At 39.1% G+C, this 23,655-nt stretch carries 19 protein-coding genes, 2 tRNA genes and 1 riboswitch; of the genes, 4 read left to right on the top strand and 17 right to left on the bottom strand.

From position 1 onward, the window contains the following. Nucleotides 1-3: 3 nt before the first annotated feature. The 4 genes from EFD62_RS08325 to EFD62_RS08310 form a co-directional block, all read right to left on the bottom strand. Complete coding sequence (locus tag EFD62_RS08325) at nucleotides 4-6,564, bottom strand: non-ribosomal peptide synthetase (RefSeq protein ID WP_128705961.1); 6,561 nt, start codon at nucleotides 6,562-6,564, stop codon at nucleotides 4-6. A gap of 46 nt (nucleotides 6,565-6,610) precedes the next feature. Beyond that, nucleotides 6,611-7,744, bottom strand: a complete 1,134-nt coding sequence (locus EFD62_RS08320) for a 2-deoxy-scyllo-inosose synthase (protein ID WP_069194366.1) — start codon at nucleotides 7,742-7,744, stop codon at nucleotides 6,611-6,613. Nucleotides 7,745-7,974: 230 nt separating this feature from the next. Beyond that, nucleotides 7,975-8,048, bottom strand: a tRNA-Gly gene (locus EFD62_RS08315). A gap of 110 nt (nucleotides 8,049-8,158) precedes the next feature. After that, nucleotides 8,159-8,233: transfer RNA gene (locus EFD62_RS08310), tRNA-Gly, on the bottom strand. A 370-nt stretch (nucleotides 8,234-8,603) separates the two neighbouring features. Here EFD62_RS08310 and EFD62_RS08305 point away from each other — a divergent pair. Further along, nucleotides 8,604-9,221, top strand: a complete 618-nt coding sequence (locus tag EFD62_RS08305; RefSeq protein ID WP_069194367.1) for a PilZ domain-containing protein — start codon at nucleotides 8,604-8,606, stop codon at nucleotides 9,219-9,221. Nucleotides 9,222-9,275: 54 nt separating this feature from the next. On the opposite strand, the gene ribH is transcribed toward EFD62_RS08305, so the two are convergent. The 5 genes from ribH to EFD62_RS08280 form a co-directional block, all read right to left on the bottom strand. Further along, nucleotides 9,276-9,743: a 6,7-dimethyl-8-ribityllumazine synthase gene (gene ribH, locus EFD62_RS08300; RefSeq protein ID WP_069194368.1), complete on the bottom strand. Its 468-nt coding sequence runs from the start codon at nucleotides 9,741-9,743 to the stop codon at nucleotides 9,276-9,278. Beyond that, the gene (locus EFD62_RS08295; protein ID WP_069194369.1) at nucleotides 9,733-10,974 is read right to left on the bottom strand and encodes a bifunctional 3,4-dihydroxy-2-butanone-4-phosphate synthase/GTP cyclohydrolase II; all 1,242 of its coding nucleotides are present in this window, start codon (nucleotides 10,972-10,974) and stop codon (nucleotides 9,733-9,735) included. The genes ribH and EFD62_RS08295 overlap by 11 nt, the downstream gene beginning before the upstream one ends. A gap of 39 nt (nucleotides 10,975-11,013) precedes the next feature. Beyond that, the gene (ribE, locus tag EFD62_RS08290; protein WP_069194370.1) at nucleotides 11,014-11,670 is read right to left on the bottom strand and encodes a riboflavin synthase; all 657 of its coding nucleotides are present in this window, start codon (nucleotides 11,668-11,670) and stop codon (nucleotides 11,014-11,016) included. 19 nt (nucleotides 11,671-11,689) lie between these two features. Further along, the gene (gene ribD, locus EFD62_RS08285; RefSeq protein ID WP_235832601.1) at nucleotides 11,690-12,766 is read right to left on the bottom strand and encodes a bifunctional diaminohydroxyphosphoribosylaminopyrimidine deaminase/5-amino-6-(5-phosphoribosylamino)uracil reductase RibD; all 1,077 of its coding nucleotides are present in this window, start codon (nucleotides 12,764-12,766) and stop codon (nucleotides 11,690-11,692) included. A gap of 171 nt (nucleotides 12,767-12,937) precedes the next feature. Continuing rightward, a riboswitch (FMN riboswitch) is annotated at nucleotides 12,938-13,089 on the bottom strand. A gap of 108 nt (nucleotides 13,090-13,197) precedes the next feature. After that, nucleotides 13,198-13,593 (bottom strand): secondary thiamine-phosphate synthase enzyme YjbQ, encoded by a 396-nt coding sequence (locus tag EFD62_RS08280; RefSeq protein ID WP_069194371.1) that lies wholly within the window; start codon nucleotides 13,591-13,593, stop codon nucleotides 13,198-13,200. A 231-nt stretch (nucleotides 13,594-13,824) separates the two neighbouring features. Here EFD62_RS08280 and trmB point away from each other — a divergent pair, with 231 nt between their 5' ends. After that, nucleotides 13,825-14,481 (top strand): tRNA (guanosine(46)-N7)-methyltransferase TrmB, encoded by a 657-nt coding sequence (trmB, locus tag EFD62_RS08275; RefSeq protein WP_069194372.1) that lies wholly within the window; start codon nucleotides 13,825-13,827, stop codon nucleotides 14,479-14,481. A gap of 58 nt (nucleotides 14,482-14,539) precedes the next feature. Here the strand turns inward: trmB and EFD62_RS08270 are convergent, their stop codons facing one another. From EFD62_RS08270 to EFD62_RS08260, 3 genes are read right to left on the bottom strand one after another with little or no spacing between them, the layout of a single operon-like run. Then, nucleotides 14,540-15,709, bottom strand: a complete 1,170-nt coding sequence (locus EFD62_RS08270) for an iron-containing alcohol dehydrogenase (protein ID WP_069194373.1) — start codon at nucleotides 15,707-15,709, stop codon at nucleotides 14,540-14,542. Nucleotides 15,710-15,727: 18 nt separating this feature from the next. Next, nucleotides 15,728-16,495 (bottom strand): hypothetical protein, encoded by a 768-nt coding sequence (locus EFD62_RS08265; RefSeq protein ID WP_069194374.1) that lies wholly within the window; start codon nucleotides 16,493-16,495, stop codon nucleotides 15,728-15,730. A gap of 57 nt (nucleotides 16,496-16,552) precedes the next feature. After that, a complete protein-coding gene (locus EFD62_RS08260) occupies nucleotides 16,553-18,172 on the bottom strand; it encodes a phosphate ABC transporter substrate-binding/OmpA family protein (RefSeq protein WP_069194375.1) in 1,620 nt (539 codons plus the stop codon). Nucleotides 18,173-18,404: 232 nt separating this feature from the next. Between EFD62_RS08260 and metF the strand changes: the two genes are divergently transcribed. Continuing rightward, nucleotides 18,405-19,274 carry a methylenetetrahydrofolate reductase [NAD(P)H] gene (gene metF, locus EFD62_RS08255; RefSeq protein WP_069194376.1) on the top strand — a complete coding sequence of 290 codons (870 nt, stop codon included), beginning with the start codon at nucleotides 18,405-18,407 and terminating at the stop codon, nucleotides 19,272-19,274. Nucleotides 19,275-19,327: 53 nt separating this feature from the next. Here metF and EFD62_RS08250 read toward each other — a convergent pair whose 3' ends face one another. Both EFD62_RS08250 and EFD62_RS08245 read right to left on the bottom strand, forming a co-directional pair. Continuing rightward, nucleotides 19,328-20,137, bottom strand: a complete 810-nt coding sequence (locus tag EFD62_RS08250; RefSeq protein WP_069194377.1) for a site-2 protease family protein — start codon at nucleotides 20,135-20,137, stop codon at nucleotides 19,328-19,330. Between the two features lie 169 nt (nucleotides 20,138-20,306). After that, nucleotides 20,307-21,212, bottom strand: coding sequence for a M23 family metallopeptidase (locus EFD62_RS08245; protein ID WP_069194378.1), 906 nt, complete (start codon nucleotides 21,210-21,212; stop codon nucleotides 20,307-20,309). Between the two features lie 244 nt (nucleotides 21,213-21,456). Here EFD62_RS08245 and EFD62_RS08240 point away from each other — a divergent pair, with 244 nt between their 5' ends. Continuing rightward, nucleotides 21,457-21,720: a YkuS family protein gene (locus EFD62_RS08240; RefSeq protein WP_128705960.1), complete on the top strand. Its 264-nt coding sequence runs from the start codon at nucleotides 21,457-21,459 to the stop codon at nucleotides 21,718-21,720. Nucleotides 21,721-21,776: 56 nt separating this feature from the next. Here the strand turns inward: EFD62_RS08240 and EFD62_RS08235 are convergent, their stop codons facing one another. From EFD62_RS08235 to minD, 3 genes are read right to left on the bottom strand one after another with little or no spacing between them, the layout of a single operon-like run. Further along, nucleotides 21,777-22,172, bottom strand: coding sequence for a methylglyoxal synthase (locus tag EFD62_RS08235; protein ID WP_069194380.1), 396 nt, complete (start codon nucleotides 22,170-22,172; stop codon nucleotides 21,777-21,779). 18 nt (nucleotides 22,173-22,190) lie between these two features. Then, on the bottom strand, nucleotides 22,191-22,475 hold the full coding sequence (gene minE, locus EFD62_RS08230) for a cell division topological specificity factor MinE (protein WP_069194381.1): 285 nt from the start codon (nucleotides 22,473-22,475) through the stop codon (nucleotides 22,191-22,193). Nucleotides 22,476-22,488: 13 nt separating this feature from the next. Next, nucleotides 22,489-23,289, bottom strand: coding sequence for a septum site-determining protein MinD (gene minD, locus EFD62_RS08225; protein WP_069194382.1), 801 nt, complete (start codon nucleotides 23,287-23,289; stop codon nucleotides 22,489-22,491). Between the last annotated feature and the right edge of the window lie 366 nt (nucleotides 23,290-23,655).

Here is a 23,655-nt window from a genome sequence, read left to right as displayed (position 1 = left end):
TTTCTAACCAAGCAACATATCCAAATCTTCCTGATTTATATCTAGTGTCTCAAAGTCTGATGGAGTAAAAAATACTTCCTGGGTTGCAGTTGTATATTCTACTATATCCTTAAGGTTTTTCATGTATCTGTCTCTAAAACCTTCCATGGTTTCTTTCCTGTACATCTTTTCGCTAAAAAGAATATCTATTTTAAACACATTGTTTACTACCATGCAATTTATCTCTATTTTTGCCGCCATAGAGTTGTTGATGCTAATATCCCTTCCGGTACTCATGATAGAATAAGCAAAAATATCATTGTCTCCCTCTTGGTCAAATCGTCCGAGGTAGTTGAACCTTATTTCCGCAATGTCTCTCTTTTCCGGTATAGCATGGCTTAAATATTTAAGTATTCCGTACCCTATGCCTTTTTGAGGAACCGATCTTATCTGCTCCTTTATTTCCTTTATCTGCTCCCCGACATCCTCCCGGGTAATCTCAAGTTTTAAAGGGTATATGGCGGTAAACCATCCCACCGTCCTGGAAACATCAATATCATCGATGTTCCTTCCGTGGCTTTCTGTCTCTATTACCATTTCACTTTGACCTGTCCACTCCCTTATTGTCTTTGCCAAAGCAATCAAAAGGATATCTTCCACATTGGTGTTATAGGCCTTGTGAGCATCCTTTAGGAGCTTTTCCGTCTCCTCTATGTCAAGTCTTCCTTCAATCACCGCACCGGTATTGAGGCTCGAATCCGAAGTCTCAAAATCTTCCGGAAGCCTAAATTCAACGCTGTCACTGGAAAGCCAGAACTCTTTTTCTTCGTGAAATTTTGAACTATCCTTTAATGAATCCAGCTTTTCATACCACTCTTTGAGGGAAGCCGTCTTTGGAGGAAGGATTATCTCACTGCCCCTTTCTATTGCTTTAGATACAGTGTACAGATCCTCTAGTATAATCCTCCAAGAAACCCCGTCAACCACCAGATGATGCATTGTGATAAGAAGTCTTGTGTCATTCTCGTTAAAATTGATTAGAGCTACCCTAATCAAAAGTCCATTCTCTATATCAAAACCCGCCTTAAGGGATTCCCCTATATTTATCATTGCTTCTTTTTGTTCATTTTCCGCAAGACCCGAAATATCAAAGGTCTCAATTTTAAAATCCTCCTCAAGATGGCGGGTATTATAATACAGTCTTTTATCTTCCGCCGAATAATTTATTCTCAAGGCATCATGGTGTTCTATTATCTTTTTAAACACCCTTTCGAGATTTGTAATATCTATTTTCCTCTTCATCTTAAGTAAAACCGATTGATTATAATAACCGGGGTCGTCGAATTCTCTGCTAAAGAACCAGCCAACCACAGGCGTTTTGCCAAAGCTTCCTTCAATAGTTCCCTGTCCGTAGTTCTTTAAATTCTTCGGTTTCACATTAAGGAGGATTCCTGCAATCGTACGATATACAAGAATATCCTTTACCTCAATATCTATTCCTTCCCGTGCCAGCAAGGAAACTACCTGTATTGCCTTTATCGAGTCTCCTCCCAATTCAAAAAAGTCATTATTGATTCCAACCTTCGGAAGTCGAAGTACTTTCTCCCACACCATTGCCATCTTGTGCTCAATTTCGTTGCCTGGAGGGGTATACTCAACTTCAGTATCTATATTGATTGAAGGCATAGGAAGTGCCTTTCTGTCAACCTTTCCGTTGGGTGACAACGGCATTTTGTCAAGCATCATGAAGTAGGACGGAACCATGTATTCCGGAAGGTTTCTCGTCAAATGCTCCCTAAGCTCTGCAGGAGTAATTTCCCTGTCCGCTGTGATGTATGCGCAAAGGTAATTGCCGCCATCCTTATCTTCCCTTGCCATTACCACCGCTTCCTTTATATCCTCATGCTTTATAAGCTCTTCTTCTATCTCTCCCAGTTCTATTCTAAAGCCCCTTACCTTTACCTGGTGGTCTATTCTTCCCAAGTATTCTATATTGCCGTCGGGAAGCCACCTTGCCAAATCCCCGGTTCTATACATGACCTCTTTCGATGTAGTCCCGTTCTCTCTACTGCCCAAACCGGTAAAGGGATCTGTTACAAACTTCTCCTTGGTAAGCTCGGGCCGATTCAAATAGCCTCTTCCTACTCCATCCCCTGCTATACAGAGCTCTCCCGGTATTCCCACCGGTTGGAGGTTGTTGTACCGATCCACTATGTACAGCCGTATATTGTCTATGGGCTTTCCTATGGGCACAAGATCAATCTCTTCGCCCAAAGGACAATCAAAGTAAGACACATCGACTGTTGCCTCTGTAGGTCCGTATAGATTTATGAGCCTTGTACCATGTCTCTTTCCTGCCAGCCGGTTAAACCTTATCACCTGCTTTGTCCCTAAGGCCTCTCCGCTTGCAAACACCTGTCTTAAGCTCGCAATCCTTTCCAATCCGCTTTCTTCCTCCAGATACTCCAAAAACATATTCAGCATGGAAGGAACAAAGTGCATGGTGGTTATATCATTCTTTTCCACTTCATCAATTATCGCTCCCGGGTCCTTTTCCCCGCCCGGCTCAAGGAAGCATACCTTTGACCCTACAAAAAACCACCAGAACAGCTCCCACACCGATACGTCAAAGGTATAAGGAGTTTTTTGAAGGATGGTATCCTCTTTTCCTATGGGGTACTTATTCTGCATCCAGCTTAGGCGGTTTATTACAGAATAATGCTCTATCATAGCTCCCTTGGGTTTCCCGGTTGATCCCGAGGTGTATATCACATAGGCAAGGCTTCCGGAGTCATTTACCGGACCTAAGTTTGATCCATCTCCCATGTACAACGAACGGTCATCCAGGTCCAGTATCGTAAGGTCCAAAGAAAATTCAAATTTCTTCCCATAGCCCCCCTCTTTCGTCAATAGAAGGGATGTGCCGCTATCCTCCAGCATATACCGGGTTCTTTCCTCCGGATACGACGGGCTTATCGGAAGGTAGGCACCTCCTGCCTTCAATACTGCCAGTATCCCCACCATCATCTCTGTGGAACGCTCCAGCATTATTGCTACGATACTTTCCTTGCCTACACCCTTTTGCCTCAGCACCCTTGCCAAAGAATTGGCCCTTTGGTTAAGCTCCAGGTATGTGAGCTTTTCTTCCCCAAAGATTACCGCCACCGCATTAGGTGTCCTTTCCACCTGCTCCTCAAATACCAGGCTCAGGGTCTTGTCCTTGGGGTATTCTTTCTTCGTGTCGTTAAAGTCCACAAGAATCTGCTCTTTTTCCTCTTTATCCAGCATGTCAATCTTATAAATTTCTTTATGGGGGTTTTTTGCAATCTCCTCCAGTATTTTATTAAAGTGACGGGCAAGTCTTTCTATTGTCCCCCTCTTGAAAATACCGGTATTGTACTCCAGACTGAAGCTTATCCCATTCCTATTTTCTTCCGCCTCCAGAGTAATATCAAACTTCGCTGCTTTATTCCTAAGGTTATGCCTTACGAACCTTGCTTCCTCTATTTCTATTTCAGGTATTTCCATGTTCTGAAGAACAAACATTGTATCAAAAATTGGGTTTCGGCTCATATCTCTTTTTACACCCAGCTTTTCCACCAGCTGTTCAAACTGATAGTCCTGATTCTGATAAGCCCTTAATGTATCTCTTCTCACCTCGTCAAGGAAATTGGAGAAGGTCTTGTTGCCTTCCGGGAAATTCCTTAGCGGCAAGGTGTTTACAAACATTCCCACAATATTCTCCGTATCAGGATGATTCCTCCCGGCTATTGGTGAACCAACAACTATATCCTCCTGACCGGAATATTTGGACAGCAATATGTTGTATGCAGCCAATAAAACCATATAAAGGCTTGCTCCCTTTTTGGTCCCCAATTCCTTGAGCCTTTGCTTTAAGCTACTGTCAATTTCAAACCATATTCTATCTCCTTCAAAACTCCTAACTGCAGGCCTTGGAAAATCCAGAGGCAGAGTAAGAACCGGAATCTCCCCATGAAACCTACTTAACCAGTAGCCCTCTTGCTTTAATAAAGCATCCCCTTCTTCCATACTCTTCTTCCATCCGGCATAGTCCTTATACTGCACACTTAAATCTTTTAGTTTCTCTCCCTTGTAAAGGCTTACAAACTCCTTAACCAAAATACCCATGGATGTTCCATCCGATATTATATGGTGCATGTCCAAAAGCAGAATATGTCTTTGCTCTGACAGCCTTACTATTTGTACCCTAATAAGAGGAGCTTTTGCTAAGTCAAAGGGTTTAATAAAATTATCTGCCAACCTATCTATTTGATCTTTGATGTCCTCGCTATCATTATCAAGTCCGGCATCTATTCCCTCCACAACTTTTACACTGAATTCAACATTTTTATGTATCTTCTGAACGGGCTCGCTATCAACAATTTCAAAGGAAGTACGGAGAGTATCATGCCTTCTTATTAGCTCTTCAAATGCCCGCTGAAGCTTTGGTATGTCAATATTTCCTTCAATCATCAAAGCAGCCGGAATGTTGTAGCTTGTCCCTGCTCCTTCAATTCTATCCAGTGCAAAAAGCCTCTTTTGCGCTGGAGTTACCTCATAACAACTGTTTTCTGCAATACTCTCAATTGAGGTGTAAGCCCTTTCCTCTGCGGCTTCAATATATCCAGCCAGGCCTCTTATTGTAGGGAATCCAAAAAACTCCTCTAGTGAAATCTCCACATTAAAAAGCTTATGAATTCTAGCAACTAAAAGGGATGCCTTTAGTGAATCTACTCCCTTTTCAAAAAGGTTATCCTCCATTCCAATACTATCAGCGTCCAATACTCTCCGGCAGATTTCCAGAAGCCCTTCTTCCATCTCGCTCTGAGGAGCATCAAAAACCTTTTCGTCACCGAATTCGCCAAGAAGCTTTTCAAGACTTGCAATAACAGAATCTAATTCTCCTTTTTGGTACATTTCCTTAAGCCTGTATCTTTGAATCTTTCCGCTGGTGGTTTTGGGAAGATCCCAAACTGGTATCACATTGGCTATTTCCAATCCCATTTTTAAATATATCTGTTTTTTAATATTTACTGCCAATTCAGCAAAATCCTCAAGCTTCTTCTTATATAAAACCATAATTATTATGTCATCTTTTTGCGTATGGGTATTAAATACACCGATAGCTGCAACCCTACCCATTTTTATCCCGTCTACTTCCTCTGAAACTCTTTCAATATCATGGGCATAATAGTTCTGTCCGTTAACAAATATTACATCCTTTGCTCTACCGGTAACTATCAATCTGCCTTTTCTAATAAAACCAAGGTCCCCTGTATTCAGCCATCCGTCAATCCCTATTGCCTTCGCTGAAGCACTGCTGTTGTTGTAATAACCTGAAGTCACATTCTCGCCCTTTATTTCTATATTCCCTATAGTATTTTCATTAAGGACCTTTCCAAAGTCATCACAAATTCGTACAGAACAACCCTTTACCGGAAATCCCAGGTCGGCAAACTCAATAACATCTGTATCTTGCCCTTCAATGTTCTCCTTGATTGTGTCTCCTATAGACAAAGACTTACGATCTAGTCTTATGGATTCGAGTTCCTCTCCCGGATGCGGAAAAGTCACCGCAAGGCTAGCTTCTGCCATTCCATATACATTAAACATTACATTTGATTTCAGCCCATGCTTGTGCATCTCCCCCAAGAACTTTTGGCACAAATCCACTGAAATAGGCTCAGCTCCGTTAAATATCAGCCTAATATGGGACAGATCCCAGTCTTTTGCAGATTCAGGCCTGTAAAACTCAAGAAAATATTTATATCCAAAATTAGGAGATGAGAGCAAAGTAATCCTGTGTTCATTCGCCTTTCTTAGCCAAAGCACAGGATTGCGGATAAACAGGGATGTAGGCATAATGTATTGATTTATTCCTGCGGCAACAGGAGATATGTGAAATCCAATGAGACCCATGTCGTGAGTCAGAGGCATCCAACTGAGGGTTGAATCTGCCTCGGTGGTGCTAGAGCCTGTAATAATTGCATCTATATTAGTCAACAAGTTTCGGTGGCTCAGAACTACCCCTTTGGGTTGTCCCGTCGAGCCTGAAGAAAACTGTATAAAAGCTGTGTCCTCTAAAGAGGGTTGGTATATGTCCCCGATACCCCTTGTTGAATTACCTATGTCGTCAATTTGGATGGTTCTTTTCTTTATACTTTCAATTTTTTCGATGCTTAAACCGTCATCGATGGCTTTTTCAAGAACTCTAATTCCCTTTATATCCGTTATAAGATACGGATTGTTAAGCATATCCCATATCCCGAATAACTTAAGCCTGTGTTCCTGATTATTGCCGACCGCTACAGGAACGGGAATAATTCCCCCAAGTATGCATGCCCAGAAGCATAAAACAAAGTCCCTGCAATTATCCAGCTGGAACACCAACTCACAGCCCCTCTTAATGCCTCTATCCTGCAAATCGTACAGAATTCCGAGGGCTCTTTGGCATAAATCTTTGTATGAAATATACTCTTCATCAAATTCCCGGGAAATAAAAGTGATACCCTTGTCGTCGCTTTTATTTAAAAGCAAATCTCCTAGACTGCTGTATAATTCCATTGTTATACATCCCCCAAATATAATCTTAAAGACAACAAAATATTCTCTATGTAAAATCACTTATTCTATTGAATACTCTATTTACACTGATCTTAAAGATATCTTCCTGTACTAGCTTTACATAACTTCCGTTCTCTACGTAGCACTCTCCCAGGGATTTTAACAGAACCATGGGAACAGTCCCTTCGTTTTCTTCACAATAACCCCTTTTATTGTCATATTTCATAACATTCCAGATTTCTTCTTCCGAATAGGTATTTATACGGGTCAACTGATCAATGATTCCGATTTTATTTATTAGCTTATAATGTATATCTACTTCTTCTTCTTTCAGATAACCCAATTCCCGGCTTATCTCACTTTCAACCATCAGTCCGAAGGCAACTCCCTCGCCATGCCTTATCTCTCCTCTTGAAAGGAATTCAACAGCATGTCCAACTGTATGTCCGTATTCAAATACAAGCCCATCTTTTTTTTCATACATATCGTTTATAAGAAGACCGCATTTTGCCCGAATGGATAAATCTAAAAAGAGATTGAATTCTTCAAAGGTGTATTCCACCCGGTCATTTAAAATACCATATACCTCATCAATATGCTCTGGAATCACAGAGACGAGGTTCTTTATCAATTCCACCAGTCCTGCATTGTAATCCCGCTTTGAAAGACTCTTAAAGCAGGAGTAGTCCGTAAAAACCATCTCCGGTTTATAAAACATTCCCAGAAGATTTTTACCGAATTTGGTATTCACCGCCTGTTTTAATGACAAAACCGAGTCTGTGGCAGCCATTACAGTGGTAGGAATATGGACCAGCCTGATTCCCCTAAACAGCAATCCTGCTACAAGTCCAACAATATTTCCGAGCACTCCACCACCTAGTGCAACAATGCATGATTTTCTGTCTATACCACATTCAAGCAAATACTCGGATATTTCCCTTACTTTATCAATATTCTTATTATGTTCACCAACGCTTATACCGACACTCTCGCATTTAATTTCACCCATAAGCAAATTCTTTAAACTTGTTATGTAATCTTTATTTATAGAGTTGTCATACACAATGAACACAGAGCAAACTCCCAAGGCTCTTAATTTCCCAATAAGAATTTCAGTATTATAAGAAAGGTAGTACGGGTATTCATACCCTCCTATCCGTATTTTATATTCGTGAAACATAATATTTCCTTCCTTTCAACATAGCAATTGAACTCGGACAATTAAGCTTATGATACAGGTTCACAGTTTAATTATACCGTTATCATTTTCTTTCATGAGGAACAAAAGTTGAATAAAAATTGAACGAAAATTGAACGAAAGTTGAATGAGAGTTGAAAGTTTGATTCTTTTGTAGGAATTATAAGACAAAATAAAAAAGCTATGTACAACTTAAAGTACATAACTTTTACTGGAGCGGGTGAAGGGAATCGAACCCTCGCAATCAGCTTGGAAGGCTGATGTTCTACCATTGAACTACACCCGCAAATAACAATTCTAAAACCTAAATTCTTTCATTTTTACCTTTTTCAATTCACTAAAAAAGGTTTAATTCATTGTCAGGATAACTTTTTCAAGCTATCCTGACATAAATTCTGGAGCGGGTTACGAGATTTGAACTCGCGACTTTCACCTTGGCAAGGTGACACTCTACCGCTGAGTTAAACCCGCATAACTAATTCGCAAGAGTAATTATAACTGCAATAAAGATCTTTGTCAAGGATTTTAAAAAAAATTTTTTTAACTTCTTTTTTCTTGCAGAATTTATAGAGAAAAATTAAAAAAAATAAAATATATATGTTAATCATTGATAATTAATGTTATAATGTAATTAATATTAGGTCTTTTAATCAAATATTCATGCAATATGCACTTGGATTAATAAAATGTTTTTAATTTGCTCTTTTTGTTTTATCAGGTTTTATGGTATATTATAAGTGTTACAGGCTTTCTGAGTATATAATTTAATAGCTATTCGTTCAATAAACTTGCAAATTTATAAATAAATCAATAAACTTCTTTAAATAATGGAGTGATAAACATGGAAATTAGAGTTGGCGATCTCGTATCTATACGTCATTTTTCCGGTACAAAGCTTTTTAAAAGTCTGGTACTTCAATCAAACAACAATGTGATACAGTTAAAGCTTATAGAAGATATCGCTCTCCTCAATTGTTCAAAAGGAGACCCTATAGTTCTCGGCTCTGAATCGGAAAATGATGTTTATATCTCGAGCTGTACAACCCTCAGTATGGACAAACAGCAAAACACTCTGGAGCTTAAGGTGGACAATTATGAGACTACGTCAAACAAAAGAGTCTTTGTAAGGTTTCCCGTATCGTTGTACGCAGAAGCTAGAATCGGTCAGTCCCAGAAAAAGTACCTGGCCATCGTAAAAAATATCAGCTTCAACGGAATGATGATTCACTCAAAAGAGGATTTTCCATTGTATCAGGAGCTTAAGTTCGACATTCGCGCCGATATCCCCATACATCTGAAGGCGATGATCATCAGAAAAGTAAAAGATGAGTATAATTATGAGTATGGTTTAAAAATCAATTATACCGATGTACATACCCCAAATCTTTTAAAAAAATACCTGATTCTTCTTAAGAAGGAACAGGAGGATTTTATTAAAAAGTTCAAAGAAGATCAATAACACATAAAATATAAAAAGAAGGGTCTTATTTTAAAGGCCCTTCTGGTGTTATTTCTATATCATCTTTAACAGATTTGCCATCTCAATTGCTGTAATTGCGGCATCATAACCTTTGTTTCCAACCTTCGTGCCTGCTCTTTCAATGGCCTGCTCAATGGTATCTGTCGTAAGAACGCCAAAAGCTATCGGAATTCCCGTATCGAGTGATACCTTTGCAATTCCTTTGGACATTTCACTGGACACATAGTCAAAATGCGGTGTTGAGCCTCTTATAACAGCGCCGATGCAAATTATAGCATCAAATTTTTTTGAATTTGCCATTTTCTGCGCCGCCAAAGGTATTTCAAAAGCTCCGGGTACCCATGAAATTTCAATATCCTCTTCCACTGCGCCATGCCTTATTAGTCCATCAACCACTCCTCCTAAAAGCTTGCTGCTGATAAACTCGTTAAAACGTCCTACAACCACACCAAATTTCAAACCTGAAGCTATAAGTTTTCCTTCGTTTGTCTTAATTCCCATTTTTCTCTTCCTCCTGATGTTCTATTGTGTTTATACTGTTTAACATATGACCCATTTTTTCCTTTTTTGTTTTTAAGTAGAAACTGTTAACTTCATTTTCCTTAATCTCAATGGGTACCCTTTCAACAATCTCCAATCCGTAACCATCAAGTCCAATCAGCTTTTTGGGATTATTGGTAAGCAGCTTTATTTTCTTTATGCCAAGATCACATAATATTTGAGCCCCAATACCATATTCCCTAAGATCAGGAGGGAATCCCAAAAGCACATTGGCTTCAACAGTATCTTTGCCTTCGTCCTGAAGCTCATAAGCCCTAATCTTGTTTACAAGCCCAATTCCCCGGCCTTCCTGTCTCATATATAAAAGTACACCCTTATCCTCTTTTCCTATCATTTCCATAGCCCTATTGAGCTGTTCGCCACAGTCGCACCTTAATGAATGAAATGCATCTCCGGTAAGGCACTCCGAATGTACTCTCACCATCACAGGCTCATCAGAGTTTGCCACATCCCCCTTTACCAATACCACATGATGCTCTCCATTTATAACGTTTTCATAGGCTAATATCTTAAAATCTCCGTACTCGGTGGGAAGCTCTGCCTCCGCCGCCCTTTCTATCAGCTTTTCGTTATTTCTTCTGTATCTTATAAGATCTGCTATTGTAATTATCTTGAGTCCGTGTTTTTTCACAAACTCCATAAGTTGCGGCGCTCTAGCCATGGTTCCGTCATCGTTCATGATTTCACATATTACACCAACAGGATGAAGTCCTGCCAATTTTGCAAGATCCACAGCAGCTTCTGTGTGGCCTGCACGCTTAAGTACCCCGCCTGCCTTTGCTATCAATGGGAAAACATGTCCCGGTCTGACAAAATCCTCAAGATTGGCATCAGGATTGGAAAGCTCCTTTATTGTTTTGGCTCTCTCAAAAGCCGATATACCGGTAGTTGAGCTTTTATGGTCCACTGTCACAGTAAAGGCTGTTCTCATATGCTCACTATTTTTCCTTACCATTAATTCCAGTCCCAATTCCCTGGCTCTTGCCTCACTCATCGGTGCACATATCATACCTCTTCCATAAGTCGCCATAAAATTAATTCCGTCCGGTGTAGCCATCTGCGCCGCCATTACCAGGTCGCCTTCGTTCTCTCTATCCTCATCATCAATTACCACAACCATTTTCCCTTGTCGAATGTCTTCTATTGCGGATTCAATAGTATCAAATTTCATAAAAACTCCTCCTAGAATAATCATTTTCGTATATTGGATTTATGCAAATCCGTTCTCTCTTAGAAAGTCCATGGTCAAAGACTTTTTTTCATCCTTTTTGCCTTGAGAATTAAAGCCCATCAATTTCTCAACATACTTTCCCAGCATATCACATTCAATATTTATTCTATCACCGGGTTTTTTCGATCCCAGTATTGTAACGGATGCCGTATGGGGAATAAGGGAAACCTTAAAGCTGTTTTCATCCACGTATGCAACAGTAAGGCTGGTACCATCCAGTGCAACCGAACCCCTGACCACAATATATTTCAATATGTCAGAAGATGCAGATATCTCAAGCCAAATGGCATTATCCTCCTCTTCTTTGGACGATACCACTCCAGTACCGTCAATATGACCGGTGACAATGTGGCCCCCTAGCCTGTCAACAAGCCTTAGGGCCCTCTCAACATTCACTTTTTCTCCTGCCCTTAGCCTTCCCAAGTTTGTCTTTCTCATGGTCTGGGGCATAACATCGGCAGTAAAGGCACCTGGATCAAAGGATGTAACTGTAAGGCAAATACCGTTCACCGCTATACTGTCCCCAATCTTCACATCCTCCATAATTTTCTCACACTTTACAGTCAATTTTATGGACCTGCTGCCGGGAATTACTTCCTTTATCATGCCAATTTCTTCTACTATACCTGTAAACACAATTTCCTCCTGATTCAAATCAGTTTATATACCCTTCCACAAGTATATCTTCTCCAAATTTTATGACACTAATATTTTTTACACCTATGGCTTCACACATCCTTAAAGCTCCAATGCCTTCAACAGATGTTGGCGCCTTTTCCCCTCCCACTATCTTTGGGGAAATAAAGCACATTACCTTGTCTACAATTCCGCAAGAAATAGCCGAACTGTTCAACGTACCTCCGCCTTCTAACAATATGCTGTCAATTTCAAGCTTGTAAATCTCCTCCATAAGATGTTTAAGATCTACTCTTCCGTCACCGCCATCCGCCTTAATAATTCTTACCCCTTTTTCGACTAGTATCTCTTCCTTTTCCTTTTCAATACGTGAAGTCGTAGCAAGGATAACTCCAGCTTTTGAACCGGAATTAATAACATTACAGTCAAGGGGAATTGAACCTTTGCTGTCTACAACTATCCTTATAGGATCGCTTCCTTCCTTATCACTAAGCCTTGTTGTAAGAGACGGATTATCCTTTAGCACAGTATTAATCCCTACCATAATTGCTGCAACCCTATCCCTTATCACATGGACATGATTTCTTGCCTTCTCGCCCGTCACCCATTTGGAATCTCCAGAAGCTGTTGCTATCTTACCATCCAATGTCATTGCCGTTTTTAAAATTACAAAGGGCTTTTTTCTTACAATGTAGTTGATAAATATTTCGTTGAGCCTTATGGCTTCTTCCTCAAGGACCCCAACTTCTACCTCAACTCCTGCATCGCGAAGCATTTTAAAGCCTTTTCCCGACACCTTCGGGTTTGGATCCTCCATGGCTGCAACTACCTTTTTTATCCCGACATCAATAATTTTTTGAGCGCAGGGCGGAGTCCGTCCATAATGGGAACACGGCTCCAGATTTACATATAAAGTGCCACCGGAGACATCCTCCTTTGCATTATTAAATGCCTCCACCTCAGCATGGGGACATCCCAGCTCCCTGTGGTAGCCTTCTGCAATTATCCTTCCGTCCTTAACAACAACTGCTCCCACCAGAGGATTTGGATTGGTTTTTCCCCATCCGAACTTTGCCAGTTTAATGGCCCTTCCCATAAAAAACTCATTTTCACCCAATTTAATCACCATCATCTTATTTAAACTATATATATTTTGCAAAATCTAAAATCAATATAGAATGTTTGTTGCAAAATATATAAGAACGTAAAATCAAAGCCCCCTTGAGATATCTTCCCAGGGAGCGTCACTTGTAAACAAAAATAACTACCTTATCTTCTCCCATCCAGACTTAATGTATTAACAAACACATCACACTGTCGGCTCCGGGCTTTGACCGGATCTGCCTCAAAAGGCTCGCGGGCTCACAGCAAATACTGTCTACCGCCGGTAAGGATTCTCACCTATCCCTGAAGATAAATCAATCTATAGGATATTCAAATTTCAACTAAAATATATCACAACAGTTCCTCATAGTCAAGAAATATATAGCCAAAGGTCAAAAGTAAATATTAGGTCCTATCGCCATATCATGAGGTTATTTTTACATATACTTCTCTGTTTCTCGGCCCATCAAACTCACAAAAATATATGCCCTGCCATGTTCCCAACAACAGCCTTGAGTTTTCAATAATTATCTGCTGTGAGAAGCCAAACATACTTGCTTTTATATGAGCAGCGGAATTTCCTTCCCCGTGGGAGTAACCATCCTCAAAGGGAATAATTTTATTTACCTCCATCAAGATGTCCGATACCACATCCGGATCTGCATTTTCATTTATCGTGATTCCAGCTGTGGTATGGGGGACAAAAACAGTACAAATTCCTGATTTCACCCCAGACCTTTCCACAACTTCACGAATCTTTGAAGTTATATCAATCATTGCAGTTCTTGCGGAAGTTCTAACACTAAGTCTTTCAAACATTATCCCACTCCTTATCTATTTTAGTATTTCTCCTTTAGCTATTCTTGAGATTCTTTAGGCAAGATTCTCATCTAACTGAGATTTTACCACATTTTTTCTCGATGCAAAATATAGCAAAATATATAGGTTGCATTTTTAAATAAACCGTCTTAAAATAATTTGGAGCGATAATTTTCATAAATAGAGCTTACTAAAATCCAGTATATTTTAAGAGTAATGTGAGGTAATAATATGCGGCTGAGAAAGAAACCATGGGCAAGGCCTGCACTGGAAGCATGCAGTTTTTTTGTTATCAACCCGACAGAAAATATAGGAAAATGGCGCGAAGTATTCGGCAATTCCAACGAGATATGGCTAGAGCTCGGATGCGGCAAAGGGGGTTTTATATCAAAGCTTGCTTCTTCCAATCCGGATATAAACTTTATTGCCGTTGATATTAAAGATGAGGTACTGATTCTGGCAAAAGAAAAAATTGAGAAGGAATATAGTTTAATTAACGCCGATACACGAAATATCCGGCTTATGGCCCACGAAATAATGCTCATTCGCAAAATGCTGAATGAGGATGACGTAATCAACAGAATTTATATAAATTTCTGCAACCCTTGGCACAAAAATTCCCATAGAGCGAGGCGTCTCACGCACCCCAACCAGTTGAACCAGTACAGAGCATTTTTATCTGCCAATGGTCAAATCTGGTTTAAAACCGATGATACTATTTTATTTCAGGATTCTATACGGTATTTTGATCAATGCGGTTTTCATATCGCTTATCTGACTGAGGACCTTCATGCAAGCGGCTTTGATAAGAATATCGAAACCGAGCATGAAAGAATGTATATTGAGCAGGGCTGCAAAATAAAGTTCCTCATCGCAGAAAAACGTTAAAGAGGACTTAAATGTCCTCTTTATATATTTGGCCTCGTATTAATTTAATTCGTTTAGTTTATCTTGCCAACTTCAATATATTATATACATCTTCACGATTGAGCTTCACAAAGCTGCCAATGGTAGACTTTCCACCATTTGTACATTTTGATGCCATTTCCTCTAATCTGTCATCAGATATATCCATTTCTGTCAAGGAAACAGGAAGACCTATCTGCTTGAAGAATTTCTTTAAGCGCTCTATACCTTCTAAGGCTGTTCTTTCCGGTTCCTCAAAATTCATTTCAACATTCCATACCCTTACGGCAAATTGTACAAACCGGTTTAGGTTGTTTTTGTAAACATATTTCATCCATGCCGGAAACACCACTGCAAGACCGGCTCCATGCGCCACATCATAAATAGCGCTGATTTCATGCTCAATATTATGGGATGCCCAATCCTCAATCCTTCCGGTCCCCAAAAGCCCATTGTGCGCAACTGTACCTGCCCACATAACCTCTGCTCTTGCATTATAGTTCTCCGGCTCGTCCAAAACAATAGGCACATTCTTAATCATCGTTTTGAGCGTAGCCTCACAGAGTCTGTCCGTCAAATCCGCATGGGTAATATTTGTAAAATATCTTTCCATTATATGGGCCATAATATCTGCAGTACCGCATGCTGTCTGGTATTCGGGAAGTGTGTAGGTTAATTCCGGATTCATAATGGAGAATACCGGCATTATAAGCTCAGAGTACATTCCTCGTTTGTACAGCCCATCCTCATTGGTTATTACAGAGTTGGGGCTTGCTTCACTTCCTGCTGCCGGTATGGTCAGAATTACCCCTATTGGGAGGGCTTCTTTGGGATAGGCCTTACCGCAGAAGAAGTCCCACACATCACCATTATATGGTACGCCCACTGCTATGGCCTTGGCCGAATCGATGGCACTTCCCCCACCCACTGCCAAAACAAAATCAATTCCTTTTTCGCGACAAACTCTTATCCCTTCGTTTACCAGGCTCAGTCTTGGATTAGGCATGACACCTCCAAGCTCAACTACTTCAATCCCAGCCTGTTTGAGAGAATTAATCACTTTATCGTATAGCCCAGTCTTTTTTATGCTTCCTCCACCATAATGGAGCAATACTTTAGTGCTATACCGCTTAACTTCTTCCCCTACTTTTAGTTCAGTACCTTTGCCGAAAATTATCTTGGTGGTATTTTTGTAGGTAAAGTTCACCATAAACTTTCCTCCTTCTGACTATAGTCTGAGTTTATCGTTTCTGTGAGATGTCAATACACTCTCCAAAGCTATTGCCTCGTTTACCACATTATCAATATCTTCAATAATAGGGTCAGAGTTTGTATTGGATACGATTTGGTGTTTAAACATAAGTATGGCACTCTCAATATAGTCCAGCTTGGAGCTTATCATTTGCAGTTCACTTTTTTCATTATTTATTCTCTCCAGTATCTTTTCATCCAGCTCCACAGCCCTTTGCAAATCTGCTATAGCCTTTTGATTCGTAAGAAACTCCTGTTTTTTCTTGTTGGCATTAATGCGATCTATGAATCTTTTGGCATTGACAGTATTTACCTCCCTAATTCTGATATTATAGTTATGCATAAGCTTCAAATAAACAATAACAAGATTTAATGCCTGTTCTACTATTCTTTCTTTTATAGGATCGCTGTTGGTCTGTACATAATAAGCCACAAGAGCTTGCTTCTCTTTATAGACATTCCTAATCCTGTCCCTCAATCCTCCAGGCAGTCTTCTAAAGACATTTTGATAAAGCCTATCGCATTCCTGATTAAGGTCCTGTATACCCTCAAATTGCATCGCCTTATTAAATTCTTTCATAAACTCCGGATCCTTGAGGGTCTGCATTATAAAGTATATATAACCCGCAGCTCCTACCAAAAGGAAAGGTAAACTATCAGTCACAAGGAATACCCCAAGTACTATAGCAAGCAAGAGAATATTTTTAAATTTAGTAACTGCCTTAATAAGCATTTTAGATTTCATAAGCCATACTTTACCTCCAAATCTTTAATCGATATATTAAATTACTCCCAAATAATGTTAATTTCCAATTTCTCTTGTCAGAATAAATTCTGTTCTTCTATTCTTGGCCTTATCTTCTTCAGTAACCTCATTTGCAACTATAGGCCTGTATTCTCCCCAACCTCTTGCTACTATTCTATTCTCTTCTACACCCTTTTGCACCAAATATTTTTTTACTTCCTCTGCCCTGTCCTTTGATAACTTAAGATTGGCTTCATCACTTCCCACAGAGTCTGTATGAGCATCAACAATAAGATAGTATTCGGGGAATTGAGAAAGAATATCCAGTACCTCATCAAGTACAGGAATGGATTCTGCCTTAACCGTAGCCTTTCCCGAATCATAATATACAGGCGGTATGTCCACTTTTGCTACTCTTTCGGTGTTCTGCTCTATACTTTGCTCGGTCTGCTCCTTAAATTCCTTCTTTTTATCATCGGTCTGAGAACTGTTTCCGGAAACTTCGGCATCAACAACTCCCACCAGAAGTTCATCGTCATTTCTCAGTTTCCCCAGATAGTCCTCACTAAATACATCATTTGAAGGAACAAATTCTCTATTCATATCTCCATATCTTTTCCATGTTTCAACTGTGTCATCTATTATTGATTTTATCCTACTTTTGCTGCCATCAATACCGAAATATTCTAAATTTTCATTTAGGGACATAAGTCTAATATCTCTAAAAGATGCTTCAACTTCTTCTTTGCTCACCTGTCCGTATTCTTCATTTTGGCTCATCAATTCTGCAAGCTTCTCATAGGCTTTGTCAGGCTTTTCTATCGTATATTTCGAGGCAGCAAACCAAGTCCTTAAGAAGCTTACTACCTTATCGGGATTCCTCTCAGCATAGTCTTTATTAACAACCAGCATGGTAGGCACCAAGTTAGGAACCTCTTCGGTAGTTATAAGAAGTTTGACTGAGTTAGGATTTCTAGCATTTATTTCATTTACAGCAACATTCATGTCAGGGCTCCATGATACGATAAGATCCGAATATCCTGTTCTTAAATCCTGGATTACTTCTGACATATCTTCCCGCTCAACCGGTTCAATATCCTGATATCTTAAACCAACCAGCCTTAAGAATTTGTTTAATATAAATTTACCGGTACCATTTGCAACATAGGATACTTTTCTGCCTTCCATATCATTTAGGTCTTTTACTTCGGATTTTGCAACAATACCGTCTGCACCGCGAGAAAAATCCGTAATACCCACTATTACTGCCGAATCCGGATATTGCTCCTGAAATCTCATGAAGGACGGTAGCGACATCTCGGTGGCATGAATTTTTCCCTCGCTTAACGCCCGTATTCTGTCACTATCGGCCGATATGTATTTTATGCTCAAATCCAAATCATAGTCGTCGTTGTATCCCCTGTTTAATCCGATTAGAATTGGGGTTCCTCCAATCCAACTGTCCAGTCCTATAGTGAATTCATCATCTGCAGGCATAGTATAGTCACCGAATATATCATCATTTGTAGGTTCAGGAACTTGCCAATCTTCATTATCCACTATGTCAATAGGAACACCATTTCTTGGTAAGTCCTTAAAATAAAAGGCGGCAATTGCTGCAGCAATTACAAGCAAAAATATTATTACATTACCCCACTTTATTCTCATCCCCTGCATTATAGTCCTCCTGTTACAAAAAATACTTGTAAGACCATTATTAATTATTATAGATTATTATAAACTATTATACATCAATACTGCAACCATAAGCTTCCTTCGAATCGATATCTTTTTTTTGCCAAACTTGACAGCTCAAGGCTCTGTGCTATAATAATTCTAATGATATATAATCATATATATAATACATATCAAATGTAATAAAATAAATTCTTTGTTACGGGAGGTCATTATGAATTTATTAGATTTATTCCAAAAAAAGAAGCCGATTATATCTTTTGAAATCTTTCCTCCAAAGCTTGATACTCCCATAGAGTCCATATTCAGCACTTTAGAGCAGTTCAAAGAATTAAAGCCTGACTTCATTAGCGTTACATACGGAGCAGGAGGAAGTGCAAAGGACAGAACCATTGAGATAGCATCCAAAATCAAAAATGAGTATGGCATTGAAAGCATGGCACATTTGACCTGTGTAGGACATTCTAAAGATGAAATAGATACTCTGTTAAAGGCTATTGCCGAGCATAATCTTGAAAATGTACTTGCTCTAAGGGGCGATCCGCCGGCAAATCAACCGGATTTTGATTTTAGTAAAAATGCTTTTCAATATGCAAATGAACTCATTGCCCATATTAGAAGTAAGAATGATTTTTGCATTGCCGCGGCAGCCTATGTGGAAGGCCATGCGGATAGCAAACGTCTTAAGGATGACCTGTTCCACCTAAAGCAAAAAGTTGACACCGGAGTTGATTTCCTTGTGACCCAGCTATTCTTTGACAACCGGATATATTACGATTTTCTGGACAAAACATCTTCGATAGGTATAACCTGTCCAATCACTCCGGGAATAATGCCTATATTCAAGGCAGACCAAATTAAACGCATCACATCTCTGTGCGGTGCATCCCTTCCGGCAAAGCTGGTAATTATGATGGATAAATACGGAGATAATGATGATGATATGCGCAAAGCCGGTATTGAGTATGCAAGCAATCAAATACGGGACTTAATTGATAATGGTGTGGACGGAATACATCTTCTCACAATGAACAGGCCCAAATCCACCAAGGAAATCCTTATAAACACCGGATTAATTAGATAACTCCCAAAGGGTATATGCACATGGTATTATTGTATATACCCTTTTCATATCCGTTAATCCATAGTCTCCATCAAATCCTTAAAGCTTATATCCGAATTATATTTCATTATGTTATCCATGATTTCCTGTTCGGTAAACACCCTGACTACACGCATATTTTCATTAACGACATATACTATATGAAATCTGTCAAAGTCCATGCTTTTTATCAAGTCACCTAGATGCATAGATTCCAGCACCACCAATTCCCTCCCTGGATAGACTCCTTTCTTTAAAAATCTTGAACGTTTAAACAATAGGTTCTTGATATTCATTAATGTCTCCTCCGCCCTATTACTTTTTTGGAAATATAATATATATCCAGCGATTAAAATCAAGCTGAAATTATATTTACTGACCAAATATTGAAAAAACCCCAAAACTAACAGTACTGCCGCGAATCCTACAGACATCCTTCTTGCGTATTTGCTTCCCCTGAGTAAACCCATTTTTGAAACGAGAATATCCCTAAATATCCTCCCACCATCCAGTGGTAGTATCGGGAGCATATTAAATACAGCCAGACAAATATTGGCATAGATAAAAAAACGCATATTATCCCAAATACTAAAATAATATGTGTCAATAATAATACAACTAAAAAACATTAAAATATTTGCAATAGGTCCGCTAATGTTTATTAAAAAACGATTTGCTTCCATATCCGGATTTTCTTCAATAACAGCGTTCAATCCGATAGCTGTAATTCCCACTGAGACAAGTATCCTTTTTTGTATCACTGCTGCTGCAATGTGAGCTGCTTCGTGAATTACCATAGAAAAAAAAATCAATAAATACTCTATTAGATGATCATTATAATACATTGCTGCAACCAGCACCAAAAAAACAGGGTCAATCTTGATTTCAAACGGTTTTTTTAAAATTCTGATAAAAATATGATTATCCCCATTTCATATCAATAATAATTTAATCGATTAAATCCCTCATTTCTCCAACCCCACACGGAACATCACTATTTATTTTTACATAATTCTAATTTGATGATGGTTGTATGAAATCAAGGGGATTAACCGGTTCTCCCTTCTCCCATACTTCAAAATGAAGATGAGGTCCTTGAGAAGTACCTGTACTTCCCACTTTTCCAATTGCCTCGCCCTTATTAACGCTCTGTCCTTTGCTTACCAATATGGCCGAGCAATGGGCATAAAGCGATACTATATCGTTCCCATGCTTAATTTTAATATAGTTTCCGTATGTTTGGCTTTCTCCGACTTCTATTACTTCTCCCTTCGCAGCAGCTTTTATAGGAGTACCTTTTAATGCCTGAATATCAATTCCCTGATGAAACTCTTTCGTCCCTTCGGTTGCATCCACTCTATCACCGTATAATGCTCGTATTATGCCTCCCACAGGAATAATAAAGGAATTGTCGAAATTTAGGCTCTCAGAATCAGTTGCATCTAAAGAATCTGTTTTGTTGTCTTCTTCATCATTTGACAAGATACTTTCAGCAGATTTGACATACATACCGTTGTCCTCTCTATCCATCTGGCTTTCATCCTCTAAAGCACCAGAATCACGCAGATTTGACTTGTTGCTGTCCAATTCGATAATGCCGCCTTCATTATCATCGGTGCCAGTGTTCTTGGCATTTGCCAAAAAATCGTCAATCTGGCTAAATACATTATTAATATCAACATTATAGGACAGCATTCCGTGCAGCTTATCTTTGCAATAGTTGGTAATAGGTGAATCAATATTCTTTATGATCGCTGCCACCAAAACGATAAAGACGCATATAACAGTCTGTAGTGCAATCTTTTGAGCGAGGTTAATACGCTCTCCGTTTTCTCTTCTCCTCTTGCTCCTTCTTGATTTTCTCATGTTCTGCTGTACACTCTGCCTTGGATACCTTTGTCTAAAAACAATATCATCCATATCAAGCACATCCTCATAAAGTTTATTTTACGCATTGCAGCAATGCATACATATCCTTCATTCATCGCCTCGTTATATTTTGATTATATTTGATTTGGTCTGAGAATATTACAATAAATCGAATCTGAATTTATTTCCGATTATATTTAACAATTTCAAAACAGATAATATTAAATGGTGTTGCTTTCTAATATTATGAAAGTTACGGAATAAGCTATTTTAGCAAACACTGGGAGGTGAAATTGTGAAGCATAGAATCGCAATAGAAGATAATCTTAGACCCATAGAGGAGTTTTTGTCAGAAAAAGGATATGAAGTTGAGAATATCGACTTTGCAGATGCAGAAGAAATAACAAGTCTTATAGATGAATTTGATGCCTTTGTGGTAACTGGCCTAGATTCAAACATGCTTGGAATAGACGATGTCGAAACGGATGCAATTATTATAGATGCTGCCGGAATGTCACCGGAACAGGTATATGATGAACTGGAATCAAGACTCGAATAGATATCGCAATGATAAAGACCCGGCCTTACATGGCCGGAGTCCTTTTTAATTCCGCTTTACTTGTTAATTAGTTCTCTCCAGTCAAGGTCTCCTCTTTCAAGACCTCTTATAAGAATTTCAGCAGTGCCCAGGTTTGTGGCAAAGGGTATATTATTAATATCACATTCTCTTAACAATGAGTGTATATCCGGCTCATCGGATTTGGCTGTAATGGGATCTCTGAAGAAAATAACCAGATCCATTTCATTATAGGCTGCTCTGGCACTAATCTGCTGTTCACCCATCAACCCAGGTAAAAACTTATGGATATTCAGTCCAGTGGCTTCAACTATAATTGCCCCTGTCGTACCCGTTGCAAAAAGAGTATGATTTTTCAATATACTCCTATATGCAATACAAAATGAAGCCATCAATTCTTTTTTTTTGTCGTGAGCAATTAACGCAATATTCATAAGAACCCATCCAATGTTTTATTTACCGCTGTTTTTGACACTTCTTATAGGAATGTTGGCAACCAGTGCAGGTACAACCGAATCTCCATCATCACTCTTTGTCCGTGTCATCTGAATATCCAATGAATCCTCGTCCACGTCCATATAATTAGAAATGACTTTAATGATTTCCCCTTTAACCATCTCTAAAAACTGAGGAGAAACATTTGCTCTGTCGTGAATCAGCACCAGCTTAAGCCTTTCCTTGGCAAGTTCCTTCGAGTTTTTGGATCTGCCAAACAACTTTGATAAATCTAGCAACATAGGTCTCATCCTCTCAATTTACTTTTAACCCAAACAACTTTTTGATTTTAAACATAAAACCATCTTCCGACCCAAGATTAATCATAGGAACATCCTCGCCCATTATTCTTCTTGTGATAGCTCTGTAAGCCTCTCCGGCCATAGATTTATTATCTGTAACTGCAGGCTCACCCTTGTTTGTGGAAACAATTATTTTTTCATCATCCGGCACAACTCCAATTAGGTCTATAGCAAGAATATCTATTATGTCATCTATCGACATCATATCGCCACGCTTTACCATGTCATGCCTTACTCTGTTTATTAGGAGCTTTGGATTTTTAAGCTCATTTGCTTCCAAAAGCCCAATTATTCTGTCCGCATCCCTAACAGCAGAAACTTCAGGAGTTGTCACAACTATTGCCCTGTCGGCTCCCGCTATTGCATTTTTAAATCCCTGCTCTATTCCGGCAGGACAATCCACCAGAATATAATCAAAATCCTTTCTCAATTCTTCGCATAATTTTATCATGCCCTCGGGGTTTACAGCAGACTTATCCCTAGTCTGTGCTGCCGGGAGAAGATGCAATCCATCAAAACGCTTGTCCTTTATCAAAGCCTGCTTAATTCTACAGCTACCTTCAATAACATCCACCAAATCATACACTATTCTATTCTCTAAGCCCATAACGACGTCCAGATTTCTAAGTCCTATATCGGTATCAATTAAAACTACCTTCTTACCCTGAAGTGCCAACCCGGTTCCGATATTTGCAGTAGTTGTGGTTTTTCCTACTCCACCCTTACCGGAAGTTATTACAATGACCTCACTCATATATATTCCTCCTACGCGTAATCAATTTAGAACGATTAATAAACTAAGAGCTTAAGTTCCTCCTTGTATATATTTATAATCAGAAACCGTTTTCTTGTAGTAGCCAAGTAATAATTAATAATCTATATCATGATAAAGTCTCTTTCATATAGAAACCCTTTTAGACTCTTAATTAAACTATATATTTCTTTTTTTCATTTGTCAATTCTTCATTTTTACATATAAGTATATTATGCTTTTGGTTCATTGTAAAATTAAATGCAACAGGGCAAAAAAAGTAGAACCACAGCGAGAAACCTAGTATGATATTTGTGTCCACAAAACACATACGGAGGTTATCGCTATGGCTCTTACTAAAGAGAATAC

Origin of the sequence: Acetivibrio mesophilus (genome assembly GCF_004102745.1) — a bacterium.
Classification (GTDB): domain Bacteria; phylum Bacillota; class Clostridia; order Acetivibrionales; family Acetivibrionaceae; genus Hungateiclostridium; species Hungateiclostridium mesophilum.
Note: the sequence above shows the minus strand (reverse complement) of the source record. Positions and strands in the feature narration are given on the sequence as shown.